This is a genomic window from Chryseolinea sp. H1M3-3 (assembly GCF_029360725.1).
Lineage (GTDB): Bacteria > Bacteroidota > Bacteroidia > Cytophagales > Cyclobacteriaceae > Chryseolinea.
In genome coordinates, this window is record NZ_JARKMY010000002.1 from 1,302,157 (window position 1) to 1,316,783 (window position 14,627).

11 protein-coding genes are annotated in these 14,627 nt (G+C 43.1%); 7 read left to right on the top strand and 4 right to left on the bottom strand.

Going from position 1 to position 14,627, the window contains the following annotated elements:
- The first annotated feature begins 211 nt into the window (after positions 1 to 211).
- The gene (locus tag P2W71_RS12950; protein ID WP_276371658.1) at positions 212 to 1,612 is read left to right on the top strand and encodes a Gfo/Idh/MocA family oxidoreductase; all 1,401 of its coding nucleotides are present in this window, start codon (positions 212 to 214) and stop codon (positions 1,610 to 1,612) included.
- Between the two features lie 322 nt (positions 1,613 to 1,934).
- Here P2W71_RS12950 and P2W71_RS12955 read toward each other — a convergent pair whose 3' ends face one another.
- From P2W71_RS12955 to P2W71_RS12970, 4 genes are all read right to left on the bottom strand, one after another.
- Positions 1,935 to 2,285 carry a hypothetical protein gene (locus tag P2W71_RS12955; RefSeq protein WP_276371660.1) on the bottom strand — a complete coding sequence of 117 codons (351 nt, stop codon included), beginning with the start codon at positions 2,283 to 2,285 and terminating at the stop codon, positions 1,935 to 1,937.
- 171 nt (positions 2,286 to 2,456) lie between these two features.
- The gene (locus P2W71_RS12960; RefSeq protein WP_276371662.1) at positions 2,457 to 3,035 is read right to left on the bottom strand and encodes an urea carboxylase-associated family protein; all 579 of its coding nucleotides are present in this window, start codon (positions 3,033 to 3,035) and stop codon (positions 2,457 to 2,459) included.
- Position 3,036: 1 nt separating this feature from the next.
- Positions 3,037 to 3,690: a guanitoxin biosynthesis heme-dependent pre-guanitoxin N-hydroxylase GntA gene (gene gntA / locus P2W71_RS12965; protein ID WP_276371664.1), complete on the bottom strand. Its 654-nt coding sequence runs from the start codon at positions 3,688 to 3,690 to the stop codon at positions 3,037 to 3,039.
- On the bottom strand, positions 3,641 to 4,834 hold the full coding sequence (locus P2W71_RS12970) for a hypothetical protein (RefSeq protein WP_276371665.1): 1,194 nt from the start codon (positions 4,832 to 4,834) through the stop codon (positions 3,641 to 3,643). Before P2W71_RS12970 ends, gntA begins: the two co-directional genes overlap by 50 nt.
- Positions 4,835 to 5,269: 435 nt before the next feature.
- Between P2W71_RS12970 and P2W71_RS12975 the strand changes: the two genes are divergently transcribed.
- From P2W71_RS12975 to P2W71_RS13000, 6 genes are all read left to right on the top strand, one after another.
- Positions 5,270 to 6,712 (top strand): TolC family protein, encoded by a 1,443-nt coding sequence (locus tag P2W71_RS12975; RefSeq protein WP_276371666.1) that lies wholly within the window; start codon positions 5,270 to 5,272, stop codon positions 6,710 to 6,712.
- Positions 6,712 to 9,876: an efflux RND transporter permease subunit gene (locus tag P2W71_RS12980; RefSeq protein ID WP_276371667.1), complete on the top strand. Its 3,165-nt coding sequence runs from the start codon at positions 6,712 to 6,714 to the stop codon at positions 9,874 to 9,876. Before P2W71_RS12975 ends, P2W71_RS12980 begins: the two co-directional genes overlap by 1 nt.
- Positions 9,877 to 9,881: 5 nt before the next feature.
- Positions 9,882 to 10,982 (top strand): efflux RND transporter periplasmic adaptor subunit, encoded by a 1,101-nt coding sequence (locus tag P2W71_RS12985; RefSeq protein ID WP_276371668.1) that lies wholly within the window; start codon positions 9,882 to 9,884, stop codon positions 10,980 to 10,982.
- A gap of 171 nt (positions 10,983 to 11,153) precedes the next feature.
- The gene (locus tag P2W71_RS12990; RefSeq protein WP_276371669.1) at positions 11,154 to 12,167 is read left to right on the top strand and encodes a kelch repeat-containing protein; all 1,014 of its coding nucleotides are present in this window, start codon (positions 11,154 to 11,156) and stop codon (positions 12,165 to 12,167) included.
- A 235-nt stretch (positions 12,168 to 12,402) separates the two neighbouring features.
- Positions 12,403 to 14,007: a Na+/H+ antiporter gene (locus tag P2W71_RS12995; RefSeq protein WP_276371670.1), complete on the top strand. Its 1,605-nt coding sequence runs from the start codon at positions 12,403 to 12,405 to the stop codon at positions 14,005 to 14,007.
- A 401-nt stretch (positions 14,008 to 14,408) separates the two neighbouring features.
- The gene (locus P2W71_RS13000; protein ID WP_276371671.1) at positions 14,409 to 14,585 is read left to right on the top strand and encodes a hypothetical protein; all 177 of its coding nucleotides are present in this window, start codon (positions 14,409 to 14,411) and stop codon (positions 14,583 to 14,585) included.
- Positions 14,586 to 14,627 lie beyond the last annotated feature (42 nt).

The window sequence follows — 14,627 nt, forward strand, 5'->3', positions numbered from 1 at the left end:
TCCATGAAGCATTTTATTGAATTTTCTAAGTAGTTTTTATTTTGAGTTCAGGTTAGCAACCTTTCCATTTCCTTGTGACGGATAATTTTGATGAAAAAGTTAAAAAAAGTTATGAAATACGAGGAGAAAAATCGAAACTGTGTCTCTCGTACTTATAAAGATTTCAGAACTCAGGACATTAATATTTTCGGGAGAACTTAAAAAAAACAAAATGGATACAAGTCGCAGGGAGTTTTTAAAAATTTCGGGCCTTACCGGAATGGGATTAGCTAGCACCTCTGTATTGAATGATTACAACGTGGCGGCAGCGACCCTTAACAGACCTAAGGCCAAACGATTCAATATGTGCGGATATGCCGCGCCAAAAATTCCGACCGTCCGGATCGGCTTTATCGGATTGGGTAACAGAGGACCAGGGGCTGTTGAAAGGATGACGCATGTGGAAGGGACAGAAATAAAAGCATTATGCGACATACGTCCCGAAAAGGTGAACGCGGTGAAGAAAAAACTGGAAGGATCGATACATCATCCGGAAGTATATACAGGTCATGCAGAAGAATGGAAAAAAATGTGTGACCGTTCGGATATTGATCTGGTATACATTGCAACGCCTTGGTCTTTACACGCACCCATGGCCGTTTATGCCATGAACCACGGAAAGCATGTATGTATTGAAGTGCCTGCAGCCAAAACGTTGGAGGAGTGCTGGCAATTGGTCGAGACATCAGAGCAGACAAAAAAACATTGTATCATACTGGAAAATTGCTGCTATGACTTTTTTGAATTATTAACACTGAACATGATCCGGCAGGGTTTGTTTGGAGAGATTATTCATGGTGAAGGCGCTTATATCCATACGTTACTTCATGAAAATTTTGAAAAAGATCAATATTATGACATGTGGCGTCTGAAAGAAAATTTGCGCAACGGCAATTTATATCCGACGCATGGTTTAGGACCTATCGCGCAAGCAATGGATATTAATCGCGGAGATAAAATGGACTACTTAGTTGCAGTCTCTAGTGCGGATTTTCAAATGGCAGCTATGGCAAATGAGCTGGCCTCCAAGGATGACTTTTATAAGCCTTTTGCAAATAAAAAGTTCCGGGGAAATATGAATACAACAACCATCCGAACCAGCAAAGGTCGCACGATCATGTTGCAGCATGATGTAACATCTCCGGCAGTGTATTCACGCATTCATAAAGTCAGTGGCACCAAAGCCTCTTGTTTGAAGTATCCGCAACCTGGGAAAATTGCTTTCGGTCATGGAGACTGGGTGAACGAGGAAGAATTTAAAAATCTCGAAAGCAAATACGTGGCGCCTATCGTGAGTAAAGTCGGGGAGATGGCAAAGCAGGTGGGCGGACATGGCGGAATGGATTTTTTAATGGACTGGCGTACGATTGACTGCCTTCGCAATGGCTTACCAGTGGACATGGATGTTTATGATGCCGCGCTCTGGAGTGCTATTGCACCATTAAGCGAGAAATCCGTTTCCAATAGATCAAATTCTGTGGATATTCCTGACTTTACATCAGGCTCTTGGAAAGAAAATGTTCCGGTTGACATTTCGCTTACAAAAGGAGGGACCACAAAGGTGGTTATGTGAAGAGAAAATAGCGTCGTGCCTTTACGTCGGGTAACTCTTTGATCCCGTTTAATTTTATATTTCGTTTAATAGTCGGTCTGAAAAAGGCTAGAGCGAGCGGGGTTCAAGTGTATCTAAGCACCGTAGGAAAACATTCTCGGAGATAAGTAAATGGTGTTACAGGTCAGCTAAAGTTTGTTGAGAATTAAACGGAGTTGCAACGCATGGGCTACAAGTAATTGGTTTGCCAGTGTAACTTCCGTGAATAATATCCCAGGATAGATAATCAATAAAAAGGCTGCCCTTTTGAGGCAGCCTTTTTACACTTGAGTGGTCCTTATGACTATTTCTGTACGCTTTTGTCTTTATCTTTGTCTTTGCCCTTCATCATATTTCCGTCGGCATCAAATTTTACTGTTTTTGTTTCGGCACCATTTTTTAATTCCACTTTGTAAATTGTCTTTCCATCTTTTTCCTTTTTAAAAGCATTGCTTACCGTCCAGCCACTATAGTCCTGACCTTGCAGCGATGCTGTAATAGCTGCAGGAAGATCGCTTGTGGCAATAGGTTGCATTTCAGTACTGGTATTTTGACCTTGGGTGGCAGGTTGTTGAGCAGCAGGGGTAGAAGCGTCCTGAGCAAGAGCGGCAATCGAAGCGGAGCACATAACTAGTGCAAATAATAATTTTTTCATAACTGATAATTTTTTAGGTGAGAGATTATTTTATTACTCCACTATAACACGGGGGCAAGGGTAGTGTTTATTTCTGGGCAAATAAAAATTTAAAAAAAGCGGGCTATCGCCTATTTCTGGCACTGCTATTGAGAGGCCCGTTTTTATAAACGAAGGCTAACGTCGGACGAGTTACAAAATTTCGTAGCCGATAGGCTTGTAGCTAAAGTTATTAGACATCCCTGCTGAACAGGCGGTCATACCCACTATAAGATCCATTTTTGCTTCAAGCGTTATGGAGTCGCCTGCTTTACTCTTCGGCGGCAGAACAGATAGTTTACCAGTTTCTCCGTTAACATCTACATGCATAAAGATATTGAAGCACGTTGGAATGGTGTCGCCTGAAATGCCATATTCTGCAAGGGCACCTTTAAGATTACCAAAACATCCATGATGAGGATCTGTGTGCCCATAAGTAATTCGAAACATTTCTGCACTGCAAGGCGCTAAAAGAAAATCATGCCTGCCCACCGTGTCTTCGATAATTTGAAACATTTCATTGCTCCTGTTGGAATAAAATACATGCCCCTTTGTTAAAAATAGCGTCTCGGCATAGTCCAGTGTACGACCTGACGAGAGGTATTCTGTTCTGTCTTGCAGGTTATAACATATAAAGTCAGAAACCTGCTCACCCTGAACGTCGTAAACTTGGAGCTTGTCACCTTTCTTTAACGTAAAGGCTACACCTGACCGTGGTGGAATGATGTTCATATTACTTGAATAAAGGACAGCGCCAATCGGTGGGATACTTTCTGCCACTGTATTGATAAACCTCCGATGCTTCGTTAAAATCTTTAAGCATCGGGTTGACAGATCCGGAATAAACAATATCTCGTTGGCGAACCACGTCTCTCATTTTTTGGAATTTGTTCGACGCTCTGAGTTTTTCAAATTCAGCATGAGGATTAAAAACCAACGTTGGATAAGTAAATTGTCGTGCCTTTCTGCTGCTTGAAGCATGAAGTCCAACGATAAAGAAGGCCTCTGCTTTCAAACTGAAACTATAACTGGTTGACAGAGGATCTGAAGCTACCCGTGGATCGTGTTGAAAATATTTCTTGTCCAAAGCTGAGAGGGCGCTCAATCGCTGCCACAGCAATTCATCAAAATCATTTTCAGATATGTGAAGCGGTTCTTTAAAAATTACGGCAGCGCTATAGTACATGTCATTTGATGACCGGTATCCATCTACAAAGTCATAAATGAATTGCAAAATATCAGTGTCCTGTCCAGGACTTTTCATATCGGATACCACCATACACTTAATATGATTTCTGGCAAGCGCTGCCTTGGCGCCAACGCATGGAAAGCTCTTTTCACCCAGAAATTCCCTGTACTTCTTTTCGATCAACACTTCTGATTTCATGACTTTCTTGCTTATTTAGGGTTAATGCATAGTGATGCACTTCGCGTTTAGTTTTCTGGTTGTCAGTTTGTATTTCGTTGAAAGACTTGAACTCTAATGCTCTCAACTTCTTGAAATGTTTTCTTGCTTTCAGCAGATGACGAACGCCTCGGAGGAAACCCCAGTACGGAACGCCTTTTTTATTGTTTAAAACTGAAATCTGAAAGAGTATATGCCAATGTTCCAGTAAAATCTTTATTGCTTTTAAAAGGGAGTTGCCATCGCCATAAACGTGGTGTGGCTCTGCACCACTTCCATTGAATTCCAGGATCGAAAAATTCTTCCCATTTTTTAAGTCGTCAATACTTCGGCATTTGATGTCATAGCGACCGAAATAAAAATCACCAACATGACTTAGGTTGTCGAAAAATTCAAGGAGCTTTTCATCCTTTTCGTGTTCGAGGCTAACAAGTTTTCCGCCGCGGCTTAAGTTTAGCGCATCACATAGAACGAAATTCTCGCCGCATGGTATAACGTGTTTTAAAGATGTCGCGTGCTTTATCTTCATTTCCTCGAGTCGGAATTGAACACGTGGATATTTCAGCATTAATTCATACAGGTTGGAAACCCCATTTCCTGTTATCGAAAGACATTCTTTTCGAACGAATCCTGTAATAGTACCTTTTACGTTGTTTGGAAACCTATAGTAAAAGACACTTACTTCTAAGGGGTATGGAATATATTCCTGGAGAAGATAATCGACTTTCATCTTACCATGATATTCAAGGAGCTCCTGAAGGGAATGGATCTTTCGGAACATCAGGCCCATTCGTCCCACGTCTGGCTTCACAGCCACTGGAAAATTGAAACACATTGCTTGAGCTTCAACTTCTGTGTCTGATGCAGTAGTGCAAATGTATCTTGTTCGTGGATAAGTACCCTCTGGCAGCCTTTTATACATTTCCATTTTATTTTCTCCCTCGTATCCGCCGAAAGTCAGCGTTGGATTCGCCGCCGTAAAAAACCAACAAGACCTTGCTCTAATGCAGTGTAGAATCCAGAATGGAATCATGGGAATGTACTTTATCAGCCAGGGCCAGGTTTCCCAATGTTTCAGTCTGTAAATATTTTTTTTCAGGTTTGACTGAAGGGTATTTTTTTTCATAGTACAGTGTAGGCAGAACCGAGGTGCTGTGACTGGTTCTTCTTTTTAACTATCAGAATTGTTTTTTGTTCAGAAGGAAATGCTGTAAAGAATTATAAAATGCTCTAAAAGGAGATCTTAAATGACAGTCGGTATTTCAAAGGAAAATGTAATTATTGCAGGTTCTCGTACAGCCTCGCAGATGCCGGAGTAACTAAGAAAAAGGACCGTTTAAAAGTATCTTCGATCCACTAAACTTTGTTGATTCGACCTTCCACTTGCCAATTGGATTAAGAACCCAAATATTCTCCGTTTTAACGTCGGCCGCCGCATGTACAAAAGCTCAACCATAAAGCGTTTCTGCCGTTGATGTTTGCGACAATCGTTTGCAACTTAGTCTTTGTTTGAAAGCCATAAAAGATCGTTTGAATTCCATAATTTTTAATCCAAACATTCATGCAAACTTTGCATTTTAGACGGACTACCCACTACAGAGATATGACTCCCAGATCCAAGCTATTATTGATTATGTTTTTTTTGTCGATGCTATCGCATCACGTCTCAGGGCAGGATGTCCTTACGATGCAGGAAGCGCTCACGCTTGGCGTTATGAACTATGGAACTATAAAGTCTAAAACTTTTCAGGTTCAAAGTTCTCAACATGCGTTGTCGCAGGCAAAACGGGAATACCTGCCTAACATTGTTTTGTCAGCACAGCAAACTTATGGCACCATCAACGGACAGAATGGTCCGCTTTATGGTTTCGGAGGTTTTGGTGTCGGATCTTCTGGTTTGCCATTGCCGGAACAAAATTGGAATGCCGCCTTTGGTGCGTTATACCTCGCAAATATTAATTGGGAAGTGTTTACGTTTGGTAGAGCACGTGGGAGAATTCAAGTCGCGCGGGCCACGCAGGCAATAGCTGCGCGTGACCTTGAACAAGAACAGTTTCAACATCAGGTTAGAGTCGCTGCGGCATATCTCAACGTTTTGGGTACGCAACGCCTTGCGGCGGCCCAACAAAAAAATCTTGCACGTGCGGAGGTTGTTCAGCGCTCGGTCTCCGCACGTGCAAAAGGTGGATTGGTCGCAGGCGTAGACTCTGCACTTGCGAACGCAGAAGTTGCGAATGCTAGGATCGCTTTGTTACGAGCGTTGGATTTCCAACAGGAGGAGGAGAAAAAACTTGTACTGTTGTTGGGCACGGTAGGTTCCAACACGCCATTAGACAGCAGCTTTGCTTTTATAACGCCAGCCCTGGAGCCAAAGGATACGAGCGTGATAAGTTCTCATCCGATACTTAATTTCTATCAAAGCAGGGTGCAGCAAAGCCAGGCGCAAATTAATCTTAGCAGGAAGTCTTACTTTCCCTCGCTTAGCCTTGTCGGTATTTTTCAAGCACGAGCCTCTGGCTTTGAAGCGCAGTATGTGCAGGATCAAACCGCGTTTACGCACAGTTATGGCGATGGTATATCCCCAACCAGGGCTAACTATCTGGTAGGCATCGGGCTGACATGGAATCTGACATCTCTAATGCGCACGAATGCACAAGTGAAGTCTTTGAGTTATTTGAATATGGCGGCGCAAGCCGAACTGGAGCTCGCCTCTCAGGAAATAAATACACAAACACAGATCGCTAACGCAAAGCTTTCTAATGCGCTTCACATCCAACAAGAGGCGCCTATCCAAGTACAGTCTGCAACGGATGCCTATACGCAAAAAAGCGCGCTGTATCGAAATGGACTAACAACGCTGGTAGACGTCACTCAAACATTATATGCACTTAACCGCGCAGAAACAGATCGTGATCTTGCTTTTATCAATGTATGGCAAGCCCTGTTATTAAAAGCCGCAGCCACTGGCGATCTTAATTTATTTACAAACGAATTGACCAGATAATGAATTTAATACAACTCGCATTACGCAGACCAATCTCTGTTTTAGTACTGGTAGCAGGCTTATTCTTCTTTGGTATATTGGCTATTCGCGATATCAAAGTGGATATTCTGCCGAGAATGAATTTGCCGGTCATTTATATCGCTCACCCGTTTGGCGGATATACTCCCAATCAAATGGAAACTTATTTCGGTAAACAGTATAACAACATCCTGCTGTTTGCGAATGGTGTGAAAAGTATTGAGACAAGAAATATTCAGGGCCTTACCTTGATGAAACTGACGTACTATGAGGGTACGAACATGGCACAGGCTGCTGCCGAACTGAGTTCGTTGTCCAGTAGGATTCAGGCAATTTTTCCTCCTGGTTCCAATCCTCCTTTTATCATCCGGTTCGATGCATCTTCATTACCGGTAGGTCAGTTGGTCTTGAGTAGTCCGACACGCAGCAACAACGAACTACAAGATCTGGCTAACATTTATGTCCGGGCATCGTTCACATCGATACCTGGATTATTGGCACCAGCGCCATTTGGTGGTAACGTGCGTACCATTGAGATCAATGTCGACCCTGAACGACTGCGTTCGCACAATCTCACGCCCGATCAGATTGTAGAAGCTATTCGGCTGAATAACCAGACAGCGCCGTCAGGCAACGTTAGAATAGGTGACACGAACTACATCACCCCAACGAATAATACGTTGAAAGAGATTAAAGACTTCGAAAATATTCCCCTTTTTAAAGGGGCGGTTCAGAATCTTTACCTGCGGGATGTGGCCACGATCAACGATGGTGCCGACGTAACGGCAGGTTATGCGTTGATCAACGGGAAACGATCTGTTTATATTAGCGTTGCAAAGTCAGCAGATGCATCTACCTGGGACGTTGTAAACCAGTTGAAGGCGAACCTTCCACGCATCCAAAGCACGTTACCGGAAGATGTTAAGTTGTCGTACGAGTTCGATCAATCGGTTTATGTAATCAATTCTGTCAAGAGTCTGATAACAGAAGGCGCAATAGGCGCCATTCTTACCGGCCTGATGGTTTTGCTTTTTCTGGGTGACAGGAGAGCTGCGTTGATTGTTATTCTCACGATTCCCACCGCAGTAATTGCGGGCGTGCTGTTCTTGAAATTATTTGGGCAGACAATCAACATTATGTCCCTCAGCGGACTTGCCCTGGCCATCGGTATACTCGTTGACGAAAGCACGGTAACCATCGAAAATATTCACCAGCATTTCGCGATGGGGAAACCTAAGGCTGTCGCCATTTGGGATGCATGTCGTGAAATTGCACTGCCTAAATTACTGATCCTGTTCTGTATCCTGGCTGTATTTGCTCCTGCGTTTACGATGGTTGGAATACCTGGCGCTTTATTCTTGCCACTTGCACTCGCCATTGGGTCTTCAATGGTTGTATCATTCCTGCTATCGCAGACCTTCGTTCCAGTAATGGCCAACTGGTTAATGAAACCGCATGAAGGCCATGCACATATTAGTGATGGTAAACGCAGTACGAACTTATCCCGGTTTGACAAATTCAAAAACAGGATAGTGAATTTTGTTGATCGGTTGTCCCCTTCGAGGAGGGTTATAGGAATCGCATATTTAATTGTTGTCACGGCGCTGGCGGTATTGTTCATTGAAAACATTGGAAGAGATGTACTTCCACGCGTAGACTCCAGTCAATTCCAGCTGCGTCTTCGGGCGCCGAATGGAACGCGGATCGAACGTACCGAAGAGAAAGTGCACACAGTTCTAAAGGAAATTGAAACCATGGTTGGGAAAGAACGCGTTGCCATCAGTTCTGTTTATGTGGGGCAGCATCCGGCTTTATTTTCGATCAGCCCAATCTACCTTTTTACAGCAGGTCCCCATGAAGCCGTATTTCAAGTAAGTCTAAAAAATTATGATGGCGATATGGATGATTTCAAAGACCAGGTGCGTGATCGGGTTCGGGAGTTAATGCCAGACGTGAAGCTGTCATTCGAACCGATTGAACTGACAGAAAAAGTGTTAAGCCAAGGTTCCCCAACGCCAATAGAAGTGAGGGTTGTTGGAAAAAACAAACAGATCAATGAAACGTATGCAAAGAAGTTGGTGGAAAACCTATCAAATATTAACTACTTCCGTGATGTACAGATTGCCCAACCGTTGGAATATCCCGCGTTAAACATAGACATTGATCGTACGCGTGCCGCGCAGTTGGGTATTGACATGAATGACATTTCACGGTCGCTGATTGCTGCGACTTCATCGTCGCGTTACACAGAGAAAAATGTTTGGGTTGACGAGAAGGGCGGCTTTTCTTACAGTGTTCAGGTACAGGTACCGTTGAACCAAATGAAAAGTCAAGAGGACATCAACGCTATTCCTTTGCTTAGGAATGCGAACCGCCCCGTACTTGGCGACGTAGCGACCATTACGCCCGGGGTTACCTATGGTGAAAATGATAACCTGGGTGCAATTTCGTTTCTTTCGGTGACAGCTAACGTGTACCAAACGGATTTGGGATCGGCTCAAAAGGATGTACAGTACGCTATCGAATCCCTGGGAGAATTGCCCAGAGGATTATTTATTGAATCGATCGGCTTGGGTAAAGTTTTAAACGAAACATTGTCAAGCCTTCAGGGAGGATTATTGGTAGCCGTGGTGGTTATTTTCCTGATGCTTGCTGCAAATTTCCAGTCGTTTCAAGTTTCATTTATTGTGCTTACGTCTGTCCCTGCCGTTGTACTGGGTGCGTTGTTGTTGCTTTTGCTTACGGGATCAACTTTAAATCTTCAATCGTACATGGGCATCATCATGTCTGTGGGCGTATCCATCGCCAACGCTGTATTATTGATTACCAACGCAGAACAGATACGGAAACGCACAGGTGATGCTGTGTCGGCAGCGAAGGAGGCCGTAAGTTTGCGTTTGCGCCCAATAATCATGACCAGCGTGGCTATGATTGCCGGTATGTTGCCGATGGCGATTGGACATGGTGAGGGGGCCGAACAAGTTGCGCCCTTAGGACGTGCAGTCATAGGAGGCTTGTTGTTTTCAACCGTAGCAGTACTGATTGTCCTACCCTTAATTTTTTCCTGGATTCAAAACAAGGCAAGTATTGCTTCTGTGTCGCTCGATCCAACCGATCATGAAAGTAAATTTTATACTCCGAACTAATTGATATGTTAAAAATTGTAAGCCCATCTTTATTTTTTATTATGCTGTTGAGCATTGTCACCAGCAGCTGCAATAATTCTCCGGCGACGGATGAATCAAAATCTGATACCAAGCCCGCGGACGCTGCCTCAGAAAAGATCATACTGAAAAAAGACACATTAGAAACTACCTTGACGATTCCCGGCGAGCTTATGGCATACCAACAGGTTGACCTTTATGCTAAGGTGACAGGATTTGTGAAGGAATTGAAAGTTGATATCGGCTCAAAAGTAAAGATGGGCCAGGTGTTGATTACCTTAGAGGCACCGGAGATGATGTCACAACTTTCGGCAGCACAATCAAGACTGAAATCTCAGGAGGCATTGTTTACCGCAAGTCAGGCTAATTATAACCGCCTTGTAGAAACCAGCAAGACACCGGGAACGATCTCACAAAATGATCTTGAACAAGCAGAGGCGAAGAAAAGCGCCGACTATGCTAACCTTGAGGCTGCACGCGCCAGTTTCAGAGAAGTCACGGATATTAAAAACTACCTGGTCATTCGGGCACCCTTTGACGGAACAATCACCGCGCGAAATGTAAATGTAGGGGCGTATGTTGGGCCTAGCGGCAAAGGATCTGAGCTCCCGGCGCTTACACTTCAGCAGCAGGCCAAACTCCGATTGGTCATCTCGATTCCGGAAAGTTATTCTGGTTATTTCAAGCAAGGTGATGAGGTGGCATTCAAAGTGCGATCGATGCCCTCGGAAAATTTCAAAGCGAAGTTGACAAGGCTTTCAGGTGCCCTTGACCTTCGGCTTCGTTCTCAACGGGCGGAAGCAGATATTGAAAACAGCGATGGTAAGCTGCTGGCTGGTACGGTGGCGGATGTTAGTACAACGCTTCATTCTTCCAGCAATTCCTTCATCGTTCCTAAAAGCACGGTTGTAAATGCAGCAGAAGGCGTCTACGTGATAAAAATTGTAAATGGAAAAGCTGCATACGTTCCAGTGAAAAAAGGATTGGAAGCAAATGGGATGGTGGAAGTATTTGGTGCGTTAGCTGAAAACGACACGTTGTTAAAAAAAGGGAGCGACGAGATAAAGGCAGGGCAGGAGGTAAGATAATGAGCAGCAAAGCTAATGGTTATAGTTTCTGATATCAACCGCCGTGCACGTAATTCTTGGAACATAACATATATCATATTCTGATTATTCCATTCATGATTTAAATCATTGGATGAAGCTGCTGCATTCATTAACATTGAGAACACTTAAAGTTAGCATAGACAGGCCGTTATGAAATATGATTTTAGTTTTCTTTTTAGTAGAGAAGAAGGTGTATGCCAAATTTCGCTTGTTCTCGCCCTTTCGTTAGCATTGATTTTGCCTGGCTGTTCTGATTCTGAAGTGGATTCTAGCGCGAGAAAGAATGTATGGACAAGAATGAGTGATTTTCCAGGTGAGGCGAGATTTGAAGCACAGTCATTTACGATTAATGGAAAAGGTTATCTTGTTGGAGGATATTCGTCGAACCAATACAATCATTATACATCATATCGAGATGTTTGGGAATACAATCCGGACAGTGATGAGTGGACAAGAAAAAATGATGTGCCAGGGATATTTGCAATCATGAAAATTTCAGTAATAGATACCAAAGCGTATGTTTTTACACAATCTACTGTTCAATTTTGGATGTATGATCCCTTCAATGATACATGGACAAGAAAGGCGGATTTTCCTGGCGGCTATCGATCTTCAACCAGTACCTTTACTATTGGTGGAAAAATGTACGTGACCTGTGGTCGGGAAAAAATTGGTCCTACTTACTACAACGACGCGTGGGAATACGACCCGGTTACTGATGCTTGGACACAACTGGCTGACCTGCTATTTGGGGCTAGATATTTTAGCCTGGCGTGCGCTACCTCTCAACATGGGTACTTAGCATACGGTTATTACAATATTGATACCTTAAATGAATTTTTGGAGTATGATCCAAAGATTGATACCTGGAAAGAAAAGACCCCAGTTCCTTTTCCTTCTTTCGTGTTCAGCAGCCAGACAGCAAATGCTGTAACGATCAATGATAAGCCATTTATCCAAAGTATTTCTTCGGAAAACAGTAAGACACTCCAACTTTTTGAATATGATCCTGCCGGTGATAAATGGCAACAGATGTCGTCATTGACTTATGAGTATAATGGAGGAATGACTATGTTTTCTATACAGTCCTTTGGCTATCTGGTAGGGGGGACCATTCCCAACTCGCACATATTTAGTAATCAAGTGTGGAGGTATGAGTATTAATCACTGGTTATTACTACATTAACCGTTGCTAAGTATTCCGCTTCATCTTGCCAATTGGTAAATATTGGTATAAACCGATCCTCCTGCACTGTATCATTCGACAAACGCCGTAAATCCCTTCTTTGATTGCAATTGTGTGTATTTAACAACCCGCTGAAAAAGTAACCTTGAGACAACATTCCTCGCGTATTGTCGGCCCAATTGCTTTTTTTACTTTTACAAATTGCTATCCATTATGCAGGTCATTTTCATTGAATACGTATATCTTATTTTTATCATCATAGCGCTGGTGATGCTGGCGAATAAATTAAAGATTGCCTACCCGATTGTACTCGTGTTGGGAGGATTAGCCCTAAGTTTTACAAAGTTCTTTTCGAATATCACGATTGACCCGGAATTGATTTTCTTCATTTTTCTTCCTCCCTTACTTTATGATGCTGCATGGCAGACATCATGGAAAGAATTCTGGAAATGGAGGCGCGTTATCACAAGCTTCGCCTTTCCGATTGTGATCATCACGTCTTGTGTCGTCGCCTTTGCATCAACAGCATTGATTCCGGGATTTACACTTGCCTTGGGATTTCTTTTAGGTGGTATTGTATCTCCACCCGATGCCATATCTGCTACGACCATCATGCGCCAAGTGAAGGCGCCCAAAATTTTGGTCAGTGTAGCCGAAGGAGAGAGCCTGCTCAATGATGCCTCTGCACTCATCGTCTTCCGATTTGCACTGGCGGCGGTAGTAACAGGACAGTTTTATTTCACCGAGGCAGTGGGTGATTTCTTTCTCGTAATTATTATGGGAACGCTTATCGGACTGGCTATTGGATTGATCTTCTATGGTATTTACCGTTGGTTACCCACAACACCAAGCATAGAAATCATTCTAAGTTTCTTAGCACCTTATTGTATGTATTATTTTGCCGAGCGATTCCATTTCTCGGGTGTTCTGGCTGTCGTTGCCGGAGGACTTTTGCTTTCCAATAAACGTGATAAGATGCTCTCTTACCAGGGACGAGTGCAAGGATCAAACGTATGGTCTACTGTTGGATTCATGCTCAACGGTGTTGTGTTTATGCTGATAGGCCTTGAGTTACCCTACATTACCAACCAGGTTGAAGAGGTAAGTCTTGGCCAGGCAATCTGGTATGGAGTAGTGATCTCGCTGGTTCTCATTGTTACGAGATTGTGCTCTGCCTTTGGCGCAGGACTTTTTACGCGGTTCATTGGACGCTTCATTACCGTGGCCGATCGAAATCCGGGGTGGAAAATACCTTTTGTTTTCGGATGGTCGGGCATGCGTGGCGTTGTTTCTCTCGCAGCAGCTTTGTCTATCCCGGTGCTCATTCAACCAGGCCACCCCTTTCCCTACCGGAACCTGATCCTGGTTATCACTTTCGTCGTGATCCTGGTGACGTTGGTTCTTCAAGGCTTAACGCTTCCGTGGATCATTAAAAAAATAAACATAGAAGATAAGTCTGCGATTCGTGAGCAAGAACATGAATTGAGTATTAGGAAAACGATCGCTGAAACTTCACTGCGATTTCTTGAACAAGCACATGGTAAGGAACAAGAATTGAATGATCATTTAAGAAATTTGTCATCAAAGCTTCGAACCGACTTAACTGTATTTCAAAAAGATGTTGATGACTTCAACAGTGTGAGTCGCAGTGTGCTCGTCGAATACCAGGATATTTACCTTGCCATATTGAATGAACAAAGAAAAGCGCTTCATGAACTCAATCATCAACAAGAATACGATGAGGAATTAGTCAGGAAATACCTCTCACTTGTTGATCTTGAAGAGACTAAACTGAGAGAGGTTTCATATAGTCGTTGACATGTCGAAAGGGATCCAGTTTAATCAAAGTGGAGACTTTGATTTTTAGGATTGAGAAGATTAAAGGGATCGTAGATGCAGCATGACGGAGTATTAATTTTACTCTGTTAATTCTTCAACCAAAATGCAGATCGCTGAATTCAGCCTTTCTTCACGCCCTCTATGAAACGATATCCTGAGCAGCGGAAGTGTGTAGGTTTGAACCCGAGCAGGATCTCGTTCAAATCAAGCTGCGAACCAGGACTTTTTAGGATTGAGAAAGATTAAAGAGATGGTGGATGCAGCACGAAACGGCATTAATTTTACTCTGTTAATTCTCTGCAATGACAGACTGACATAGAATAAAATTGGATTATTAATTGGTAGCGAATCCAACTATAGTTCAAACAAAGACAATAACCATGAAGTCTCTCTTCTATCAATTGATAAAATATCTGAGAAGACAACTATGGGCACTCATTGTCGCTTACATGTTGGGCATGCACAATTTCTACAAAGGTGAAAACAAGACACCCGATGACATCGTTATTACTATTGAATATAAGCAAGTGCAAGAAGATGGCACACCAGAGGATTGAAATCCTAGGTGAGACTTTTGATGCATATACGTATACAATTAA